General features: G+C 67.4%; 18 protein-coding genes. 13 read left to right on the forward strand and 5 right to left on the reverse strand.

Features of this window, described 5'->3' with window-relative positions; translation table 11 throughout:
- The first annotated feature begins 163 nt into the window (after positions 1 to 163).
- From VG556_RS10175 to VG556_RS10205, 7 genes are all read left to right on the forward strand, one after another.
- On the forward strand, positions 164 to 922 hold the full coding sequence (locus VG556_RS10175) for an SDR family NAD(P)-dependent oxidoreductase (RefSeq protein ID WP_014647496.1): 759 nt from the start codon (positions 164 to 166) through the stop codon (positions 920 to 922).
- A gap of 129 nt (positions 923 to 1,051) precedes the next feature.
- Entirely contained in the window at positions 1,052 to 1,504 is a 453-nt protein-coding gene (locus VG556_RS10180; protein WP_100450245.1) for an MgtC/SapB family protein, read from the forward strand.
- Between the two features lie 222 nt (positions 1,505 to 1,726).
- Positions 1,727 to 3,385 (forward strand): L-lactate permease, encoded by a 1,659-nt coding sequence (lldP, locus tag VG556_RS10185; RefSeq protein WP_100450244.1) that lies wholly within the window; start codon positions 1,727 to 1,729, stop codon positions 3,383 to 3,385.
- A gap of 53 nt (positions 3,386 to 3,438) precedes the next feature.
- Positions 3,439 to 4,203 (forward strand): transcriptional regulator LldR, encoded by a 765-nt coding sequence (gene lldR / locus VG556_RS10190; RefSeq protein ID WP_014647493.1) that lies wholly within the window; start codon positions 3,439 to 3,441, stop codon positions 4,201 to 4,203.
- Between the two features lie 4 nt (positions 4,204 to 4,207).
- Positions 4,208 to 5,347, forward strand: coding sequence for an FMN-dependent L-lactate dehydrogenase LldD (gene lldD / locus VG556_RS10195; RefSeq protein ID WP_049407546.1), 1,140 nt, complete (start codon positions 4,208 to 4,210; stop codon positions 5,345 to 5,347).
- A complete protein-coding gene (gene dld, locus VG556_RS10200) occupies positions 5,344 to 7,044 on the forward strand; it encodes a D-lactate dehydrogenase (RefSeq protein WP_049407547.1) in 1,701 nt (566 codons plus the stop codon). Before lldD ends, dld begins: the two co-directional genes overlap by 4 nt.
- Before the next feature lie 111 nt (positions 7,045 to 7,155).
- Positions 7,156 to 8,040 carry a hypothetical protein gene (locus VG556_RS10205; protein ID WP_032957700.1) on the forward strand — a complete coding sequence of 295 codons (885 nt, stop codon included), beginning with the start codon at positions 7,156 to 7,158 and terminating at the stop codon, positions 8,038 to 8,040.
- 69 nt (positions 8,041 to 8,109) lie between these two features.
- Here VG556_RS10205 and VG556_RS10210 read toward each other — a convergent pair whose 3' ends face one another.
- Positions 8,110 to 8,406 (reverse strand): hypothetical protein, encoded by a 297-nt coding sequence (locus VG556_RS10210; RefSeq protein WP_014037553.1) that lies wholly within the window; start codon positions 8,404 to 8,406, stop codon positions 8,110 to 8,112.
- 169 nt (positions 8,407 to 8,575) lie between these two features.
- On the opposite strand from VG556_RS10210, the gene VG556_RS10215 reads away from it, so the two are divergent.
- Together VG556_RS10215 and VG556_RS10220 are read left to right on the forward strand one after the other, a co-directional pair.
- A complete protein-coding gene (locus VG556_RS10215; protein WP_100450243.1) occupies positions 8,576 to 9,235 on the forward strand; it encodes a decarboxylase in 660 nt (219 codons plus the stop codon).
- Between the two features lie 68 nt (positions 9,236 to 9,303).
- Complete coding sequence (locus tag VG556_RS10220; protein WP_100450242.1) at positions 9,304 to 10,083, forward strand: CDP-diacylglycerol diphosphatase; 780 nt, start codon at positions 9,304 to 9,306, stop codon at positions 10,081 to 10,083.
- Here the strand turns inward: VG556_RS10220 and VG556_RS10225 are convergent.
- Entirely contained in the window at positions 10,080 to 10,715 is a 636-nt protein-coding gene (locus tag VG556_RS10225; RefSeq protein WP_100450241.1) for a GNAT family N-acetyltransferase, read from the reverse strand. The two genes, VG556_RS10220 and VG556_RS10225, sit on opposite strands and share 4 nt — an antisense overlap.
- Positions 10,716 to 10,894: 179 nt before the next feature.
- Here VG556_RS10225 and VG556_RS10230 point away from each other — a divergent pair, with 179 nt between their 5' ends.
- Positions 10,895 to 13,621 (forward strand): TonB-dependent receptor plug domain-containing protein, encoded by a 2,727-nt coding sequence (locus VG556_RS10230; RefSeq protein ID WP_100450240.1) that lies wholly within the window; start codon positions 10,895 to 10,897, stop codon positions 13,619 to 13,621.
- Between the two features lie 80 nt (positions 13,622 to 13,701).
- Here VG556_RS10230 and VG556_RS10235 read toward each other — a convergent pair whose 3' ends face one another.
- Entirely contained in the window at positions 13,702 to 14,343 is a 642-nt protein-coding gene (locus tag VG556_RS10235; protein WP_049440926.1) for a hypothetical protein, read from the reverse strand.
- Positions 14,344 to 14,527: 184 nt separating this feature from the next.
- On the opposite strand from VG556_RS10235, the gene VG556_RS10240 reads away from it, so the two are divergent.
- Positions 14,528 to 15,688, forward strand: coding sequence for an amidohydrolase family protein (locus VG556_RS10240; protein WP_100450239.1), 1,161 nt, complete (start codon positions 14,528 to 14,530; stop codon positions 15,686 to 15,688).
- 77 nt (positions 15,689 to 15,765) lie between these two features.
- Here the strand turns inward: VG556_RS10240 and VG556_RS10245 are convergent, their stop codons facing one another.
- Together VG556_RS10245 and VG556_RS10250 are read right to left on the reverse strand one after the other, a co-directional pair.
- Positions 15,766 to 16,203 (reverse strand): DUF3806 domain-containing protein, encoded by a 438-nt coding sequence (locus tag VG556_RS10245; protein ID WP_069118246.1) that lies wholly within the window; start codon positions 16,201 to 16,203, stop codon positions 15,766 to 15,768.
- A gap of 208 nt (positions 16,204 to 16,411) precedes the next feature.
- Positions 16,412 to 17,293, reverse strand: a complete 882-nt coding sequence (locus VG556_RS10250) for a LysR substrate-binding domain-containing protein (protein WP_046431153.1) — start codon at positions 17,291 to 17,293, stop codon at positions 16,412 to 16,414.
- A 122-nt stretch (positions 17,294 to 17,415) separates the two neighbouring features.
- On the opposite strand from VG556_RS10250, the gene VG556_RS10255 reads away from it, so the two are divergent.
- Both VG556_RS10255 and VG556_RS10260 read left to right on the forward strand, forming a co-directional pair.
- Entirely contained in the window at positions 17,416 to 18,117 is a 702-nt protein-coding gene (locus VG556_RS10255) for an ankyrin repeat domain-containing protein (protein ID WP_100450238.1), read from the forward strand.
- A gap of 51 nt (positions 18,118 to 18,168) precedes the next feature.
- The gene (locus VG556_RS10260) at positions 18,169 to 19,626 is read left to right on the forward strand and encodes an amidohydrolase family protein (protein ID WP_111144303.1); all 1,458 of its coding nucleotides are present in this window, start codon (positions 18,169 to 18,171) and stop codon (positions 19,624 to 19,626) included.
- Positions 19,627 to 19,645: the final 19 nt, after the last annotated feature.

A 19,645-nucleotide genomic window follows, 5' to 3' on the forward strand; every position in this document is an offset into this window, starting at 1 on the left:
GCTATATCCGTACTTGATTCCCTACATGAACTTCGGTTGAGGTTTCATTGCTGGAACGATCATCCGCGGACAGGCTGTTGGTCTGCTCGTCACAGCGGCCGGCGTAAGGTGATGGATTGGCGGCCGCGCGCCGCATCGCTACCCCCACCGATGGAGAATGCAGATGATTGATTACCAGCTGACCGGCAAGACCGCGATCGTGACCGGCGGCGTGTCGGGCATCGGCCTGGCCGTGGCACAGACGCTGGCCGCATCCGGTGCCCGTATTTCGGTCTGGGACCTCAAGCAGGATGCGGTGGATGCCACCGTGGCGCAGTTGCGCAGCACCGGCGCACAGGCCATCGGCATCGCGCTGGACGTCACCGACGATGCAGCGGTGGAGGCGGCGGTGCAGCGCACGGTCAAGGAACTTGACGGCCTGCATGTGGCGGTCAACAACGCCGGTATCGGCGGGCCGGCGGCCAGCAGCGGCGACTATCCGATCGAGGGCTGGCAGCGGGTCATCGACGTCAACCTCACCAGTGTGTTCCTGTGCCAGCGTGCGCAGATCCAGGCAATGCGGGCCGCTGGAACCGGCGGCAGCATCATCAACATGGCCTCGATCCTGGGCCAGGTGGGCTATGCCGGTTCCACCGCTTATGCGGCGGCCAAGCACGGCGTGGTCGGGCTGACCCAGACCGCCGCGTGGGAACATGCGGCCGACGGCATCCGTGTCAACGCGGTGGGTCCGGGTTTCATCAGCACGCCGCTGCTGGAGAAGATGGACCCGAAGGTGCGCGCCACGCTGGAAGGACGGCACGCGCTGAAGCGACTGGGCACGGCCGAGGAAGTGGCGGCATTGGTGGCCTGGTTGGCCAGCGACGACGCCTCGTTTGCGACCGGCGCGTACTACGCCATCGATGGTGGCTACCTGGCGCAGTGATGCGTTGAACGCAGGGTGCGGTGCCGCCGGGTGTCGCCCGGCGCTACCGGGTGAACGGACTGTGGCGTGGCCTTCACCTCTGTGCCACGGGGGCCACGCGACGCTCCGGGAAAACCCCGGAGCTTGGCCATGGAACTCACCCAGGATGTCTCGATCCTGCTGCGCGTAGCCGCAGCGATGCTGTTTGGCGGCGTGCTGGGCGTCGAGCGCGAGATGGGCAAGCACGCCGCTGGCCTGCGTACGCACATGCTGATCGCGGGGGCCGCTGCGCTGATCGTCGGCCTCGGCGACTCGGTGGCCGAGCATTTCCAGCAGGAGCGCTACCGCGACCTGCTGCAGGTCGATCCGGTGCGCCTGATCGAAGCGGTGGTGGCCTGTGTCGGCTTCGTTGCCGCTGGCAGCATCCTGCGTGGGTCACGCGAGGACCAGGTCAGCGGCCTGACCACGGCCAGCTCGCTGATCATGGCAGCGGCCATCGGGATTGCGGTGGGGATCAGCAAGTACGTGATCGCCATCGGGGTGAGCGTGCTCTGCGTGCTGGTGCTGGCGGTGATGCGGCGGTTGGAGAAACGGATCTCGTAGGGAATCTCGAATTGCCGGCCAGCGGCCGGCACTACCATGCGGACTGAATGGTCGGACCAATATGAAGTCTAGCCCTATGGTCTAATAGGCACTTCGTCGGAGCGGCGGTTAAATCCGCTGCAAGTGGTCTGATCGAAATCATTATTGGTACGACCAATAATCGACAGCCATGGCGACCCACCGCCTGCGGTGGAGCACATCCCGCCCCAGTCGAGAGCCTTCATGCAGCCCTGGCAACACCTGTACGACCCCGCCGGCAACCTGTGGTTGTCCAGCCTGATCGCGCTGCTGCCGATCGCGTTCTTCTTCATTGCCCTGGCCGTGCTGCGCATGAAGGGCTGGCTGGCCGGCACGATCACCGTGGCCATCGCGCTTGGCGTGGCCCTGTTGTTCTACCGCATGCCGTTGAGCCAGGCGCTGGGCGCGGCCGGTTTCGGCTTCGTCTACGGCCTGTGGCCGATCGCCTGGATCATCATCGGCGCGGTGTTCCTCTACAAGGTCTCGGTCAAGACCGGTCAGTTCGACATCATCCGCGCCTCGATCCTGTCGGTGACCGAAGACCAGCGCCTGCAGATGCTGATGGTCGGTTTCGCGTTTGGTGCCTTCCTGGAAGGCGCGGCCGGCTTCGGTGCGCCGGTGGCGATCACGGCGGCGCTGCTGGTCGGGCTGGGCTTCAAGCCACTGTATGCCGCCGGCCTGTGCCTGATCGTCAACACTGCGCCGGTGGCGTTCGGTGCGATGGGCATCCCGATCATCGTGGCCGGGCAGGTCACCGGCCTGGATGCATTCGAGATCGGCCAGATGGCCGGCCGCCAGCTGCCGTTCCTGACTGTGATCGTGCTGTTCTGGATCATGGCCATCATGGATGGCTGGCGTGGCGTCAAGGAAACCTGGCCGGCGGTGCTGGTGGCCGGTGGCTCGTTCGCCATCGCGCAGTACCTGACCTCGAACTTCATCGGCCCGGAGCTGCCGGACATCACCGCCTCGCTGGCGTCGCTGGTGTGCCTGACCCTGTTCCTGCGCCGCTGGAAGCCGGCACGGATCTTCCGCTTCGATACCGAAACCAGCGCCGAGGCGGCCGCGCAGGCACTGGAGGCACCACGCTACAGCGTCGGCCAGATCGCCAAGGCGTGGTCGCCGTTCCTGATCCTCACCGCGATGGTCACGCTGTGGAGCATCAAGCCGTTCAAGTCGCTTTTCGCGGCAGGCGGCCCGTTGGAAGGCTGGGTGCTCAAGCTCCCGGTGCCGGGCCTGGACCAGAGGGTGCAGAAGATGCCGCCGATCGTCGACGCGCCGCTCAGCTATGAGGCGATCTACAAATTCGACTGGTTCTCGGCCACCGGCACCGCGATCTTCCTTGCGGCGGTGATCGCGATCATCGCACTGCGCATGCCGGCCCGCTCGGCGCTGCAGACCTTCGGCGAAACCGTGCGTGAGCTGCGCATGCCGATCTACTCGATCGGCATGGTGCTCGCCTTCGCCTTCATCGCCAACTACTCGGGCCTGTCGGCAACACTGGCGCTGGCATTGGCGCACACCGGCGATGCGTTCCCGTTCTTCTCGCCGTTCCTGGGCTGGCTGGGCGTGTTCCTGACCGGTTCGGATACCTCGTCCAATGCGCTGTTCTCGGCGCTGCAGGCCACCACCGCGCAACAGATCGGCGTATCCGACGTGCTGCTGGTGGCGGCCAACACCACCGGTGGCGTTACCGGCAAGATGATCTCGCCGCAGTCGATCGCCATTGCCTGCGCGGCGGTCGGCCTGGCCGGCAAGGAGTCGGACCTGTTCCGCTTCACGGTCAAGCACAGCCTGATTTTCACCACGATGGTCGGCCTGATCACCCTGGCCCAGGCCTACTGGCTGACCTGGATGATTCCCTGAGCCATGCATGGCTGGCCGACCACCCGCTGTGCGCTTCGGGCCACAATGGCGCCATGAGCACGCAACGTATTTCGGACAGGGTGGCCGCGCAGCTGCGCGGCCTGGTGCAGGAACAGCGGCTGCGGCCGGGCGACCGGTTGCCCGCCGAGCGCACCCTGGCGGTGCAGCTGGGGGTCTCGCGCACCGCGCTGCGCGAGGCGATCGCGCAGCTGGCCAGCCAGGGCCTGCTGACTGCACGCATCGGTGGCGGCACCTACGTGGCCGAACCGGCGGCGCGCGCGCGGCAGGCGCTGGATGAACCGCTGGCGCCGTACCTGCCGCTGTTCCAGGGCGACCCGGAATACCGTTTTGACGTGCTGGAGATCCGCCACGCGCTGGAAGGTGCCACTGCCTGGCATGCGGCGCTGCGAGCCACCGATGAGGACCGTACGCGCATCGCGCAGGCCTTCCAGACCATGATGGACGCGCACGGCAAGGACGACCCCACCGGTGAAGCAGAGGCTGACGCGGCCTTCCACCTGTCCATCGCCGAGGCCTCCCACAACCTGGTGCTGCTGCAGGTGATGCGCGGCCTGTTCGAACTGCTGCAGACCAACATCTCGCAGAGCCGCGAGAAGCTCTACACCTCGGCGAGGACCTTCTCGCCCCTGTCCGACCAGCACCGCGAAATGATGGATGCGGTGCTGGCCGGCGACCCCGAACGCGCGCGCGCCGCCGCGCATGCCCACCTCGAGTTCGTGCACACCACGCTGCGCACGCTCGATGACAACGAAGCCCGGCGTGCGCGGGCCTCGCGCCTGCCTTCCCCACACGGTTGACCCCATGATCATCTCCGCCTCCACCGATTACCGTGCCGCAGCGCAACGCCGGCTGCCGCCGTTCCTGTTCCACTACATCGATGGCGGCGCGTATGCCGAGCACACGCTGAAGCGCAACGTTTCCGACCTGTCCGACATCGCGCTGCGCCAGCGCATCCTGCGCAACATGTCCGACCTGAGCCTGGAAACCGAGCTGTTCGGCGAAACGCTGGCAATGCCGGTGGCGCTGGCGCCGGTCGGCCTGACCGGCATGTATGCCCGCCGCGGTGAAGTGCAGGCGGCGCGCGCGGCCGACAGCCGGGGCATCCCGTTCACCCTGTCCACCGTATCGGTGTGCCCGATCGAGGAAGTGGCACCGGCCATCCAGCGGCCGATGTGGTTCCAGCTGTACGTGCTGCGCGACCGTGGCTTCATGCGCAATGCGCTGGAGCGGGCACAGGCCGCCGGCGTGACCACGCTGGTGTTCACCGTGGACATGCCGGTGCCGGGCGCGCGCTACCGTGACGCACACTCCGGCATGAGCGGCCCGAATGCCTCGCTGCGCCGCATCGGCCAGGCCGTCACCCATCCGCACTGGGCGTGGGACGTCGGCCTGTTCGGCCGTCCGCATGACCTGGGCAACATCTCCACCTACCGCGGCAACCCGACCGGGCTGGAGGATTACATCGGCTGGCTGGGCAGCAACTTCGATCCGTCCATTTCGTGGAAGGACCTGGAGTGGATCCGCGAGTTCTGGAAGGGCCCGATGGTGATCAAGGGCATCCTCGACCCGGATGATGCGCGCGATGCGGTCAGGTTCGGTGCCGATGGCATCGTGGTCTCCAACCACGGTGGTCGCCAGCTGGATGGCGTGCTGTCTACCGCACGTGCATTGCCGGCCATCGCCGATGCGGTGCAGGGCGACCTGAAGATCCTCGCCGATTCGGGCATCCGTACCGGCCTGGACGTGGTGCGCATGCTGGCGCTGGGGGCCGATACCGTGCTGCTGGGGCGCGCCTTCGTCTATGCGCTGGCCGCGCAGGGCGAGGCCGGCGTGGCCAACCTGCTGGACCTGATCGCCAAGGAGATGCGCGTGGCGATGACACTGACCGGCGCGCACCGTATTGCCGACATCGGGCGCGATTCGCTGGTCAACCTGCCATGAGTGGCCATGACGCCGTGCTGGCGCAGTTGCGCGACGCGGTCGGCAGCCGCCATGTGTTGACCGGCGACAAGGCCACGCGCCGCTTCCGTCGTGGCTACCGCTTCGGCGATGGCCCGGTGCTGGCGGTGGTGCGCCCAGGTACCTTGCTGGAACTGTGGTATGTGCTGCAGGCAGCGGTGCAGGGCGGAGCGGCGATCATCCTGCAGGCGGCCAATACCGGCCTGACCGGTGGCTCGACCCCGGATGGGGACGACTATGGGCGCCCGATCGTGCTGGTCAGCACGCTGCGCCTGACCGGCATCCAGCTGTTGAACGAGGGCCGCCAGGTGCTGTGCCTGCCCGGCGCCACGCTCGACCGCCTGGAGCAGACCCTGGCACCGCTGGGCCGCGAACCGCATTCGGTGATCGGCTCCTCCTGCATCGGCGCCTCGGTGCTGGGCGGCATCTGCAACAACTCCGGCGGCGCGCTGGTGCGCCGTGGCCCGGCCTATACCGAGCTGGCGCTGTATGCGCAGGTCGATGCGCAGGGCCAGTTGCAGCTGGTCAACCACCTCGGCATCGCGCTGGGTGATACGCCCGAGCAGATCCTGCAGCGCCTGCAGGCCGGTGACTATGCCGCTGACGACGTGGGTGACGGCGATGGCCGCGCCGCGTCTGATCCACGCTACGCCGAGGAAGTGCGCCGGGTCGATGCCGATACGCCGGCACGCTTCAACGCCGACCCCAGCCGCCACTTCGAAGCGGCCGGTTCGGCCGGCAAGCTGGCGGTGTTCGCGGTGCGCCTGGATACCTTCGAAAAGGAGCCCGCCGAGGTCTTCTACATCGGCAGCAACCGCACCGACAGCCTCACTGCGATCCGACGCCAGCTGCTGACCGGCTTCGAGCGCCTGCCGATTGCCGGCGAGTACATCCACCGCGATGCCTATGACATCGGCGAGCGCTACGGCAAGGACAGCTTCCTGTTGATCGACCGCCTCGGCACTTCCCGTGTGCCCGCCGCGTTCGCATTGAAGAGCCGGGTCGATGGATGGTTCGAACGGCTGGGCCTGCGCGGGGTAACCGACCGGGTGATGCAGATGCTGACCGGCCTGCTGCCCTCGCACCTGCCGAGGCGCATGGGTGAATTCCGCCAGCGCTACGAGCATCACCTGTTGCTGAAGGTCTCCGCACAGGACGCGGCGGCAACCGAGGCCTGGCTGCGCGGCTTCTTCGCCGATCATGAGGGTGGTTACTTCCACTGCACGGCCGATGAGGGGCGCAAGGCGTTCCTGCATCGCTTCGCGGTGGCCGGCGCGGCGGTGCGCTACCGCGAAGTGCATCGGGACCAGGTGCAGGATATCGTGGCGCTGGACATCGCCCTGCGCCGCGATGATGCCGACTGGTTCGAGCAGTTGCCGGCCGATATCGATGGACGCCTGCTGCACAAGCTGTATTACGGGCACTTCCTGTGCCATGTGTTCCACCAGGACTACATCGCACGCAAGGGCGAAGACCCGATGGCGATCGAGCACGCGATGTGGGCGCTGCTGGACCAGCGCGGCGCCGAGTATCCGGCCGAGCACAATGTCGGCCACCTGTACCCGGCCAAGCCTGCCCTGGCCGGGTTCTATCGGCAGCTGGACCCGAGCAATACGTTCAATCCGGGCATCGGCCAGACCTCGAAGGAAAAAGGGTGGGGTGGCTGCGACTGCGGATGATGTAGAGCCCAGCCTATGCTCGGCTGCTCTTCCCGACAGACAGCCGTCGAGCATGGCTCAGCCCCACCCGGACAGCGGTTACCATCGGAATCCCGTACGCAGGAGCCGCCCATGCCCACCATCGTTGCCCGCGCGACCCTGTGCGCTGCATTGCTGGCAACACCGCTGCTGGTGCTGGCGCAGTCTGCGATCCTGCCGCAGCAGCGCGACGCCGCCGGCAACGTGATGGAGCCGCTGGGGCAGGTGCTGGAACAGGGAGGGCAGGGCGAAGCACGCATGCAGTACTGCACCCTCGATCGTGCCTGGTGCGTGCGTGTGCAGCCGGTGGCCGAGGACGGCGATCGGCCGACGACGCTGGAAGTCTCTGAACGGGAGGCCGGCGAAAGCGAGCCGCACGTCTACCACGTCAGCATCGACGTGCCGCAGGAAAGCGAGCTTTCGCTGTGGCCGTGGATCGTGCGGCTTGCGCCTGGCGTTGGCAGCGATGAGGCAGTGAGCGACCCGCGGCAGCGCGCCCGCCAGAACGTGCTGGTGGGCGGTATCGTCAAATTCAGCACGATGTACTCAGGCGGTGGTGCCGACGCGTCCACGCTGCAGCTGGCGCGCGTGCGTCACCTGCAGGATGACATCCAGGTGGACGACGACGTGCTGACCCTGCCATGGCTGGGCAACGCGATGATCCGCGCCTGTTTCAGCGAGCAGGACATGAAGCAGCGCGCAGGCGCCTGCCACGACGAGTACGGGTTCTCGGCAAGGCTGGCGCTGGATACCGCCGCCGGGGGCATGCCGGTGCTGCGCTACCAGACGGTGGCGACGCGGTTCCCGGCCGGTGTCTCACGCTTCGAGGATTCGCTGGCCAAGGGGCCGTTGAAGAAGAAGGACCTGCGCACCGAGCAGGACCCGGCGTGCAGCTACACGCGGTTGTTCCGCTTCAGTGATGGGGTGTTCCACCCCGACCAGGCGCTGCCGGACTGCGCGGGGTATACCGAGCCCTGAGCTGTAGAGCCGAGCCTGCGCTCGGCTGTCACGGAAGCGCAGCCGGGCATGGGCTCGGCTCTACAGCGCCTACTCGCAGCGGGTGGCGGTGATGATGTTGTCCTTGTCCACGTACACACGCAGGCGGTCGTGGCGGATGTCCTTGGTGGTGATGGTGTTGGGGCCGATCGGGTTGACCAGGCCGGCACCGCTTTCGCTGGACAGGCGGCGGATGTTGGGCTCATTGGCAGGCTGGCCGATTGCCCAGCCCAGCTGGCTGGCGTCGCAGTGGCCGGTACCCTTGACCTGCGGACCGGGGGTGCTGACGCAGGCCGACAGCAGCAGGGCCGACGCGGGTAGCAACAGGGACAGACGGAAGGCGGACATGCAGCGCTCCTGCGCAGGGAAGATGGGCGGAACGATAGCACCCGGCGCGCGAAAGGCGTCAGCGCCCCGGTCATTGCCGGCACGGCGTAGCCACTGCATAGTGGGAGGGATGACTGGCATCGCGCCAGCGGGCAGGCCGGGCCATTCCGGTGCAGGTGCTGGATACGGTATGACGGCAGACAGTTTCCGCGACAAGCGCAGGGCGATGACGGTACTTGCAGTATCGGTGCTGGCCGTGGCGTGTGCCGCCACTGCCGCCGAGCCAGTGCCGGCCGCAGCCGCGGAAACGCCGGTGTTCGGCGCGTGGCGCAACCTTCAGACCGAGGCCGGCTACGCGCCGGCCCAGCGCAATCTGGCCTTCGCCATGCTGCCGCAGGCGGCGACCCGCGGCGACCGTTTCGCCGTCCTCGACCGTGAAGGCAAGCGGGCGGTGTGTTGCCTGCAGGTGGCCAGCCCGTCGCTGGGCGTGGCCGCGCTGCGCGAGCAGTACCACCTGCCGCAGGCCTGGGTGACCGACCTGAGCAATGGCCGCAGCCCGGCGCGTCCTTATCTGCCGCATGTCTATGCGATGCAGCGTGTGGACGAACTGGCAGACTACGGCTTCGCCGATGTGCCCGGGGCCTACAGCGACCTGGGTGGGCTGCTGATCCCCGAGGGCGCCGCCCTGGAGGACGATGGCAGTGCCGTCCTGCTGGGCGACAACCGTTATTCCCTGCATTTCCAGCGCCAGCCGCACGCCGATGATGATGGCGCGCTGGACCGCTACACCCTGCAGGGCGGCGACAGCGAGGCCCCGTTCGTGGTTGAAGTGCCGTTCGGCACCTACTGACTGCAGCACTGCACTGGCTAGAATGCAGCGCGGCGCCGTCTGCCGTGCCTGTTCCGTGAGTTGCTGCCGTGTCCCTGCGCCCTTTGCTGCTGTCGTCCCTGCTGCTGTTGTCCGCCTGCGCCAGCGCGCCACCTCCACCGTCGGCCCATTCCGATGCGCTGTGGCGCTTGATCGAGCGTGACTGCAAGGCGGTGGAAGGACCGCGTGGCAGTTGCCTGCGGGTGGAGACGGCGGCCGACCGCCGCGACGTGCTGGTCAAGGATGCGCACGGTGACTACCAGTTCCTGCTGATGCCGCTGGACAAGGTCAGTGGCATCGAGAGCCACGGCCTGTACCAGCGTGGGGTACCCAACTATTTTGCGGCCGCCTGGCAGGCGCGCGGGCATACCGAACAGGCCCTGGGCCGGCCGCTGCCGCGCAGCGTGGCCAGCCTGGCACTGAATTCGCCGCACGGTCGCTCGCAGCACCAACTGCATATCCATGTCGACTGCCTGCGCGCGGATGTGCTGCAGGCACTGGATGCACATGCCGGTGCGCTCGGTCCGCGCTGGTCACCGTTTCCGGTGCCGCTGCGCGGGCATCAGTACCAGGCCTATCTGCTGCCCGGTGCAGAACTGACCGCCAATCCGCTCAATCTGCTGGCCTATGGCCTGAGCGGCGTGGGCGATGTGGGCCAGTGGAGCCTGGTGGTGGCCGGGCGCGGCGAGGTGCAGGGCGGCCCCGGCTTCATCCTGCTGGCTACCCGCGTGGATGCCGCCAGCGGCAACGATGCCAGCGGCGAGGAACTACAGGACCATGCCTGCACGGTCTTGACCGGTGCCGGTGCGGCACTGGAGCGGGTGCGCTAGCCGATCGGCTGCTGGCAGCTGCGCCAGGCCGACGCGGTCAGCGCCAGCAGCTGACGGTCATGCCATCCCTGCGCGTCCAGATGGTAGTCGCGCAGGATCCCTTCGCGGATGAACCCATGGGCCTGCAGCGCCTGGGCAAACGGGCTGGTGCAGCTTGGCGGCAGTAGAACGAAGAGGCGGTGCAGGCCGACATCGTCGAACAGGAACGGGAACAGTGCCCGCAGTGCCGCCTGCGGATGGGGGTGCCGGTGCTGCAGCGATTGCAGCTCGGCGCAGCGCGAGTGCAGCGACTGCAGGCGGATATGCAGCTGGTCGTGCAGTACGCCCTGCACGTCGTCGAACACACCCAGCACCAGCAGGTCGTTGTCTTCCTGCAGGCGTGAACGATAGACGCTGGCGAGGAACCGCGCCTCTTCATCAATGCCGTAGGACGGCCGTTGGCCGCGCTGGCGACGGTCGTCGAAGGCGCGCCAGCGTGGCAGGTCGGTGCGCTGGAACGAACGCAGGGTGATGGGCGTGGCCTGGAGGTGGAGCAAGTGGCGGCGCAGGACGGGTCGTAGTGGGGCGAAGTGGGTGGAAGGGGCGCTGTTGGTCATCCCGGCACGATGCGCATCACCGACGCGCCAGGCCATGCAATTCATTGCAAAAGTGGGGTGGTGCCGTAAACGCGTCTGATTCGGTTCAGGCATAAGCCCATCAGGGCTGGTCATTTCCGTTGAAACCACCCATTCAGGACACTTTCGTTACGGGATCGTTATGTGTCGTACCGGCTGCGGCTCCCGTACCACCCGCCCACTCCCCCAGGAAGCCCATGTCCGCCTCCCACAAGGCGATGCGCCCGCGTCCGCTGGTGCTCGCGCTGTCGTCCCTGATGCTGGCCTCGCTGCCGGCCTTCGCGCAGGAAAGCGCGCCCACCACATTGCAGGAAGTGAAGGTCACCGGCTCGCGCATTCCACGTGCCAGTGTCGAGGGACCCTCGCCGGTGACGGTGATCAGCCGCGAGCAGATCGACGCACAGGGCTACCGCAATGCCTTCGACGCCCTCAGCGCGCTGACCGAGAACACCGGCAACGTGCAGGGCGAGGATTTCGGCAATACGTTCACGCCGGCCGCCAACACCATCAATCTGCGCGGGCTGGGTCCGAACCGCACGCTGGTGCTGGTCAACGGCCGTCGCCAGGCCGACTACCCGCTGGCCTACGAAGGCTCGGTGAACGTTGTCAACCTGGCCAACATTCCCAGCGCCCTGATCGAACGCATCGAAGTGCTGGCTGCCGGTGCGTCGGCGGTGTACGGCTCCGACGCCATTGCCGGTGTGGTCAACATCATCCTCAAGGACCGCTTTGAAGGCGTGGACATGAACGTGCGCGCCGGCGGCACCCAGCAGGGCGGCGGTGACAACCAGCGCGTGCAGGTGGTGGGCGGCAGTTCCGGCGAGCGCTGGGACGGCCTGTTCGGTTTCGAGTTCGACGTGCGCAAGGCGATCCACGCGCGCCAGCGCGACTTCATGGATTCGCTGGACGATGACCCGGCCGGCAAGGCGCCGCAGGCGACCGCGATCGCCTATCGGCGCAATGCTGCCACCGGCCGCAACATCGATCCGGGCGTCAACGGCTGCGACGCCGCGTCGGACATCTATGGCGGCAGCGTGTTCCGTGCCAACAACCCGCGCCAGGGCTGGTACTGCGGCAGCAACGAGGCCGCCGCCAGCTACTGGACCGTGCAGACCCAGAAGCGCAATCTCAACGGCTACGGTCTGCTGACCTTCCACGTCAACGAGACCACCGACCTGTTCGCCGATGTCGCCGTGGGCAGCGCGCGGATCTACAACAACACGCGTGCACCGACCTGGACCTCGGCCCGCAACTACTTCTACAACCAGACCACCGGCAACCTGGAAAGCTGGTACCGCCGCTTCGCGCCGGAGGAAATCGGCGGCCTGCCGCGCAATGCCAACCGCTTCCTGGAAAACTCGTGGTCGTTCAATGTCGGCGCACGTGGCCAGATCGGCGACAGCGGTTGGGATTACGAAGCGGTCTACAGCCGCTCGCGTTACGAGAACCGCACCCGCCGACCGGTACTGCTGGCCGGCATCAACGAATACCTGCTGGGCCCGAAGCTGGGCGTACGCAACGGCGTGGAGGTCTATGCGCCCGACCCGGCACGCCTGTTCAAACCATTGACCCCGGGCGAATACGAGGGCCTGTCCGGCTACCAGGAAAGCCGCAATGCGGCGTGGCTGCAGACCTTCAGCGCCAGCGTCAACGGCCGTTTGTTCGCGCTGCCCGGTGGCGACGCTGCATTGGCGGCGGTGGTCGAGGCCGGCAGCCAGGGCTACCGCAACCGCCCGGACCCGCGACTGGGCACGGGCGAGTTCTGGAACACCAGCGCCGGTATCGGTGCCGGCGGTGATCGTGACCGCTATGCGGCCGGCGTGGAGCTGCAGTTGCCGTTGCTGAAATCGCTGACCACGACGCTGGCCGGTCGCTATGACCAGTATCGCGCCGGTGGCGAGCACATCGGCAAGGCGACCTGGAGCTTCGGCGTCGAGTTCCGCCCGATCGAGAGCCTGTTGATCCGCGGCTCTGCTGCGACCAGCTTCCGTGCGCCGGACATGAACTACGTGTTCGCGACCGAGACCCGCGGCTACAACCCGGGCATGACCGACTACTGGCGCTGCCGCACCGCAGGCCAGTCGTACGACAACTGCGACTACAACGGCCTGTCGATCGACTACAGCAACCGCGCCAACGCGCAGCTGCAGCCGGAAACCGCGAAATCCTATGGTTTCGGCGTGGTCTGGTCGCCGCTGTCCGGCCTGGATTTCAGTGCCGACTACTACGACATCCGCATCGACAACGAGGTCACCAGCCTCGATACCAGCCGCATCCTGCGCGACGAAGCCGATTGCCGCCTGGGCCGCACGCTGGGTGGCGAAGCGCGCGATATCGGTTCACCGCTGTGCCAGGACGCGCTGTCGCGGGTGATCCGCAACCCGTCTACTGCAACCGTGCAGCCGGACCAGGTGACCCGCGTGCTGATCAATCCGATCAACGCGGCCTCCGAATCGGTGCGTGGCCTGGACCTGAAGGGTAACTGGCGTTTCGATGCCGGCCGCTATGGCCGCTTCACTACGCGCCTGGCCTATACCGTGGTGCTGGAGCACACGTACCGGCAGTTCTCCGATGATCCGGAGCGGGACATCCGCAATTCGCTGGATGACTACCAGTGGCGCAGCAAGGCCAATGGCAGCATCACCTGGAACCAGGGTGACTGGACCACCACGCTGTACGGCAACCGCTTCGGCTCGCTGCCGAAGACCGATGGCAGTGGCCGCATCGCGCCGTACATGACCTACAACGCCAGCGTGTTCCGCCAGTTCGGCGAGAACCTGTCGGTGGGCGTGATCGTCAACAACCTGCGTGACAGCCGCCCGCCGGCGGACAGGAACGGTGGCGGCTGGCCGTTCTATCCGGTTGGCAACTACGACCCGTATGGCCGCCAGTACTGGCTGCAGCTGGACTACCGGTTCCGCTGATCCGGCTGGCAAACAGAAGGCCCGGCAATGCCGGGCCTTCTGCTGTGTCGATGTCCGCTGTGATGGCGGGCGCCGGTGGCCTAGGGCAGTGCCTGCTGCAGGTACGACTCGATGACGTAGCTGAAGGGCTGCTGCTGGCGATCGCGCAGCAGGGCGCGCACTTCCAGGATCACGCTGCGGTCGCCTTCGCCACGCGGTGGCCAGAAGGTCTGGTCAGCCAGTGTCTGGCGCTGGAAGCCGAGCGGGCCAACCACGCGGCCAAAGGGTTCGTCGGTGCTGTCCAGCACCTGGTTCATGGCGGGACTGAGGTGGTCCGGCAGGTACCAGTTGTCGGCCTCGGAGAGTACGCGGCTGCCACAGACCAGCTGCACACGGCGGTAGCGAAGGGCGGTGCCGGGTTTCGCACCCAGTGCCTGCAGCACGTCGGCCGGTGCTGTCTTGTCCTGGCCGTGTACACGCACCGCGCGCACCCGCGCCTGTTCGGCCAGGCCGTGTTCGGCGCACCAGTGTTCCAGGGTGGCGGTGGCGCTCTGCCCGGAAAGCACACGCTGGTGCAGCCGCTCGACCAGCGCCGCCGGGGCGATGCGCTGTTGGCCAGGCGGCGCCTGCAGCGGCGCGGTGGCGGCCGCATCAGTGGCGGACAGGCTGGCCATCGGGGCAGCAGCCAGCAGGGACGCGGCCTGCCAGCGGCGGAGACGATCGTGGCGGTCGGACGGGCCCATGCGGCATCACAGCGGAAACAGGTGCCTATGGTACCCGTTCAGGCGTGTGCACGGCGTGGCTGCGAGCCGCCGTCGCGGCGGCATTCATCGTTCTGATGAATGTGTGGCATCCAGATATTTCGTTGGCCGATGGCAGTGCCAGCGCGCAGGATGGCGCCATGACTTGGCTTTCCGGGAGTTTCCGATGACGCTTCAGTTCGTCCATGGCGCGGTTGATCGCGAGGGCGCGCCGCTGCATTTCCACATCCACAACGGTCGTATCAGTGGTCTCAACGGTGATGCTGCGCCGCGCGAGGGTGCGGAACCCATCGACTTGCAGGGCTGTGCCGTCCTGCCGGGCCTGGTCGACGGCCATATTCATCTGGACAAGAGCTTCGTCGGCGACCGCTGGCACCCGCATCAGCCGGTGAACAGCCTGCGAGAGCGGCTGGCGGTGGAGAAGGCCGCGGTGGCGGGCGCGGCGCCAATGGTGGACCGTGCCGAGGCCTTGATCCGCCAGTGCAGCCGCTTCGGCACGGTGGCGATGCGCTGTCACGTCGATGTCGACGGCAGCACCGGCCTGCGTCATCTCGAAGCAGTGCGCGAGGCCGCGCTGCGCTGCGCCGACATCATGCGGATCCAGCTGGTGGCGTTCCCGCAGGCCGGGGTGATGTCCTGTCCCGGCACCGCCGCCGTACTGGAGCAGGCCCTTGCCGCAGGGGTGGAGGTGCTGGGTGGCATCGATCCGACCACGCTCGACGGCGATGCCGAAGGCCAGCTGGCCCTGCTGTTCGGCCTGGCCGAGCGCTATGGCGTGCAGCTGGACATCCACCTGCATGAGCCCCGCGAAACCGGACTGGCCCAGCTGCTGCGCATCGCCGCACGCACCCGTGCCGCCGGCCTGCAGGGACGTGTTGCGGTCAGCCATGCCTACTCGCTGGGCGACGTGCCGCTGGCGCGCGCGCTGCAGGTGGGTGAAGCGCTGGCCACGGCGGGCGTTGCGATCATGAGCAACGCGCCGGGCGACCATCCGTTCCCGCCGCTGCGTGCATTGCATGACGCCGGCGTGCGCGTGTTCGCCGGCAATGACAACATCCGCGACTGCTGGTGGCCGTATGGCAATGGGGACCTGCTGCAGCGCGCGATGCTGCTGGGCTACCGCTCGGGCTTCTACACCGATGGCGACCTGATGCTGGCGCTGGACATGGTCACCACCCATGCCGCGCGGGTGATCGGGCTGCCGCAGCACGGCATCGCCGAAGGCCGGCCGGCGACGTTCGTGGCCGTGCGTGCAGACCATGGCCCGGCGGCCGTGGCAGGGGTGCCGGTGGAGCGCCGGGTGGTGGTTGACGGCCGCTGGTTGTAGATCCACGCCGTGCATGGAGGGAACCATCGCGTGGTCTCATTCATCCACGCATGGCGTGGATCCACCTCGATGTGTCGTCAGGCGTAATCGTCGGCGCGGGTAGCGACGAACGCTTCCAGCCACGCAAGCAGGTGGGCGATGTCGATGACTTCGCCCTGTTCGACGCGCTTGAGCAGCAGTGTGCTGGCGCCGATCTGCAGGCTGCTGTCGGCATAGCGCAGCACTGCATCGATGCCCCAGGCGTCGGTGACCTGCATCCAGGCCAGGCCCGGCACGCGTTGGGCCAGGGTATCGCCGAACGCCACGCCCAGCGCTTCCCAGCCATCGCAGTCGTCAGGCTCGATCAGCTCGGCATCGATCACGCGCTGCAGCGTGCTGGCCGCCAGCGGCCATTGCACCGGCAGCGTCGGGAAGCCGGCGGCGACGCGCGCGGCGATCAGCGAGCGCTGGTGCTGCAGGTGCGTCTGCAGGGCGGCGGGCAGGGGGTCGAAGCGGGCGGGGATTTCGTCGGACATGACATGATGCCGTGGAGCACGGAAACAGGAGGCACTCTAGCGGCAGAGCCGTGACTTCCGCGCGACAGGCGTGATCAGCTTTCGATGGTCAATGCGCGGATTTCGCTTCGGGGTCAGATCCGTTTCGGAAAACGGATCTGACCCCACGCGGGACGATGTTGCCGTCGCGGCTGCCGGCCAGCGGCCCACGCTACCGCAGTTGCAGTGGTCAATCCGGTTCGCGCTGCACCTGCCGCCACAGCTCGCTGGCCAGCGCGCGCACCGCATCGTCGGCGTCCGCACGATGCAGCAGGCCGATTTCGTAGTTGTCGATCACCGGCAGGTCGCGCTCACCATCGATGATGCGATGATCGCGGGCGACCGCGCGGCGGGGCAGCAGGCTGATGCCGATGCCATCGGCCACGGCGCCCTGGATGCCACTCAGCGACGAGCTGGTGAAGGCGATGCGCCAGCGCAGGCCCAGCGCTTCCACGGCGTGGATCATCTCGTCGCGGTACAGCCCGCGCGGCGGGAAGGTGACCAGCGGCAGCGGGTCCTGCTGCAGGCAGCTGCTGCGCAGGCTGTCGATCCAGTGCATCGGCTCGCGGCGGCAGTGCACCGCCTGACGGCTGTTGCGCCGCTGCTTGACCAGCACAAGATCCAGTTCACCGTGGTCGAAGCCGTGCGCCAGGTCGCGGCTGAGGCCGCTGCTGATTTCCAGCTTCACCTGCGGGTGACGGCGGCTGAAAGCGGCCAGCATGCGTGTGGTCTGCGCGTTGACGAAGTCCTCGGGGACACCGATGCGCACCGCGGTTTCCACGGTGGCGCCGGCCAGCGCCTGTGCCATTTCCTCGTTCAGGTCGAGCATGCGGCGCGCATAGCCGAGCAGGGTGTGGCCGGCGTCGGTGGGGTGCACGTCGCGGTGGCCGCGCTCGAGCAGGCGATGCCCGGCCAGTTCCTCCAGCCGGCGCACCTTCTGGCTGACCGTGGACTGGGTCGAATGCAGGCGCGTGGCGGCCGTGGTGAAGCTGCCGCAGTCGGCCACCATCACCAGCGCCCGCAGCAGGTCCAGTTCGAACAGGGTTCTATTCGATTTGGCACTGTCTTGCATTTGAACATTTCACTTCTGGATACCCAGGCCGACTTCTACCATGCAGGGCATGGGCCGGCAATGCCCGGCTGTTGCTACCGTCGCACGGCGTTCCGTGGCGACGGACATGAGGAGACACTGTCATGCGCGTCCATCATTCCGCTGGCTGGCCTGCGCCGTTCACGCGCGTGCTGCTGTTGTGCCTGCTGGCCATGGTCACCCCCGCCTGCACCGCCACGTCCCGGGCCGACGCAGACGCGCGCCTGCGGGATGCTGCCAGCCGCGGCGACGCCGACGCGGTGCGGCAGGCGATCGAGGATGGCGCCACGCTGGAGGCGCGCGATGGCCAGGGTCGCACGGCGTTGCTGCTGGCCACGCAGGGCAACAACGTGGATGCCGCGCGCGAGCTGATCGACGCCGGTGCCGACGTCAATGCCAAGGACGCCATGCAGGACAGCGCCTACCTGTACGCCGGCGCGCGGGGCCTGGATGAGATCCTGGCGATGACCCTGGCGCATGGCGCCGATCTGCGCAGCACCAACCGCTATGGCGGCACCGCGCTGATTCCGGCCGCCGAGCGTGGCCACGTCGCCACCGTACGTACGCTGCTGCGCGCGGGCGTGGCGGTCGATCATGTGAACCGCCTGCACTGGACCGCGCTGCTGGAAGCAATCCTGCTCGGCGATGGCGGTGCGCGCCACCTGCAGATCGTGCAGTTGCTGCTGGAGGCCGGTGCCGACCCGGAGCTGGCCGACGGCGACGGCGTGACGCCGCTGGCGCATGCGCGCCAGCGCGGCTATACCGGAATTGAGACCCTGCTGCGCCAGCACGGCGCGGTGCGCTGAATGCAAACCCCTTCCACCCGCACGCTGGGCGTGCCCATCAGGATGCTGTCCATGTTCCGTTCCCGTCCGTTGTCTCTTGCCATCCTCCTTGCGGTGGCACCGCTGTCGGCGTCTGCCGCCGAGCGCGCCGACCTGCTGATCCGCAATGCCACCGTGGTCGATGTCGAGCACGCCAGTACCCGGGCCGGGCAGAGCGTGGTGATCCGTGGCGAGGACATCGTCGCGGTCGGTCCGGATGCGCAGCTGCGCAGCCAGTGGAGCGCGGCCCGCCAGATAGATGCCAAGGGCAAGTACCTGATCCCGGGCCTGTGGGACATGCATGTGCACTTTGGTGGTGGCCCGGCGCTGATCGAAGAGAACAAGGCACTGCTGCCGCTGTACATCGCGCACGGCATCACCACGGTGCGTGACTGTTCCGGCGACCTGCCCGAGCAGGTGCTGCAGTGGCGCGGGGAAATTGCCAAGGGCACGCTGTTCGGTCCGCGGCTGCTCAGCTCGGGCGCGAAGATCGAAGGCCTCAAGCCGGTCTGGAAGGGCACGATCGAAGTGGGCAGCAAGGCCGACGTCGACAAGGCGATCACCCGCCTGCAGCACGACAAGGTCGATTTCGTGAAGATCACCGACAGCACGCTGAAGCCGGAACTGTTCCTGTACTCGGCCAGTGCCGCGCGCAATGCTGGATTCAAGGCGTCGGGGCACATCCCGATGGCGCTGACCGTGGAGCAGGCGGTCGATGCCGGCCTGGCCTCGATCGAGCATCTGGACTACGCATTCAAGGCCGGCAGCAAGGACGAAGCGCAGATTGCCGCCGACTTCGGTGCCGGCCGCATCGACCGCGCCGAAGCCAACCGCCGCCTCGACGCCAGCTTCGACCGCGATACGGCGATGCATGCCTACCGCGATTTCGCCAGGCGCGGCGTGTTCGTGACCCCGACCCTCAACGGTGGCCGCATCCTCGACTTCCTTGACCAGGATGACCACGCCAACGATCCGTACCTGGCCTACATCGGCCCTGGCCTGCGCGCGACCTACCAGTGGCGCGTGGACCGCGCAGCCAAGGCCACGCCGGCGCAGATTGAAGCGCGCCATGCGCAGTACCACCAGGTGGCCGCCGTGCTGCCGATGCTGCAGGAAGCCGGCGTGACGATCATCGCCGGCACCGATGCGGGCTTCCTCAACTCGTTCAACTTCCCGGGCATCGCCCTGCACCAGGAACTGCAGCTGTTCGTGAAGGAGGGCTTGAGCGCGCCGCAGGCGCTGTCGGCGGCGACCCGTTCCGGCCCGGCCTGGTTCGGCCAGATGAATCGTTACGGGGGTGTTGCTCAAGGCAAGGCCGCCGATCTGGTGCTGCTGACCGCCAACCCGCTGCAGGACATTGCCGCCACCGAAAAGATCGACAGCGTGATCCTGCGTGGCAACGTGTATGACCGCGCCGCGCTGGACAAGATGCTGGCCGACACCAGGGCCAAGGTCGCGGCGTGGAATGCCGAGGCGGCGAAGGCGCAGTGATCGACAGGGTCAGAGCCCT

Source organism: Stenotrophomonas sp. CASM106 (genome assembly GCF_049384825.1).
Lineage (GTDB): Bacteria > Pseudomonadota > Gammaproteobacteria > Xanthomonadales > Xanthomonadaceae > Stenotrophomonas > Stenotrophomonas muris.

Coding starts and splice junctions, on each gene's coding strand:
- VG556_RS10175 (WP_014647496.1), top strand. CDS start 164: ATGATTGATTACCAGCTGACCGGCAAGACCGCGATCGTGACCGGCGGC.
- VG556_RS10180 (WP_100450245.1), top strand. CDS start 1,052: ATGGAACTCACCCAGGATGTCTCGATCCTGCTGCGCGTAGCCGCAGCG.
- lldP (WP_100450244.1), top strand. CDS start 1,727: ATGCAGCCCTGGCAACACCTGTACGACCCCGCCGGCAACCTGTGGTTG.
- lldR (WP_014647493.1), top strand. CDS start 3,439: ATGAGCACGCAACGTATTTCGGACAGGGTGGCCGCGCAGCTGCGCGGC.
- lldD (WP_049407546.1), top strand. CDS start 4,208: ATGATCATCTCCGCCTCCACCGATTACCGTGCCGCAGCGCAACGCCGG.
- dld (WP_049407547.1), top strand. CDS start 5,344: ATGAGTGGCCATGACGCCGTGCTGGCGCAGTTGCGCGACGCGGTCGGC.
- VG556_RS10205 (WP_032957700.1), top strand. CDS start 7,156: ATGCCCACCATCGTTGCCCGCGCGACCCTGTGCGCTGCATTGCTGGCA.
- VG556_RS10210 (WP_014037553.1), bottom strand. CDS start 8,406: ATGTCCGCCTTCCGTCTGTCCCTGTTGCTACCCGCGTCGGCCCTGCTG.
- VG556_RS10215 (WP_100450243.1), top strand. CDS start 8,576: ATGACGGCAGACAGTTTCCGCGACAAGCGCAGGGCGATGACGGTACTT.
- VG556_RS10225 (WP_100450241.1), bottom strand. CDS start 10,715: ATGGCCTGGCGCGTCGGTGATGCGCATCGTGCCGGGATGACCAACAGC.
- VG556_RS10230 (WP_100450240.1), top strand. CDS start 10,895: ATGTCCGCCTCCCACAAGGCGATGCGCCCGCGTCCGCTGGTGCTCGCG.
- VG556_RS10235 (WP_049440926.1), bottom strand. CDS start 14,343: ATGGGCCCGTCCGACCGCCACGATCGTCTCCGCCGCTGGCAGGCCGCG.
- VG556_RS10240 (WP_100450239.1), top strand. CDS start 14,528: ATGACGCTTCAGTTCGTCCATGGCGCGGTTGATCGCGAGGGCGCGCCG.
- VG556_RS10245 (WP_069118246.1), bottom strand. CDS start 16,203: ATGTCCGACGAAATCCCCGCCCGCTTCGACCCCCTGCCCGCCGCCCTG.
- VG556_RS10250 (WP_046431153.1), bottom strand. CDS start 17,293: ATGCAAGACAGTGCCAAATCGAATAGAACCCTGTTCGAACTGGACCTG.
- VG556_RS10255 (WP_100450238.1), top strand. CDS start 17,416: ATGCGCGTCCATCATTCCGCTGGCTGGCCTGCGCCGTTCACGCGCGTG.
- VG556_RS10260 (WP_111144303.1), top strand. CDS start 18,169: ATGTTCCGTTCCCGTCCGTTGTCTCTTGCCATCCTCCTTGCGGTGGCA.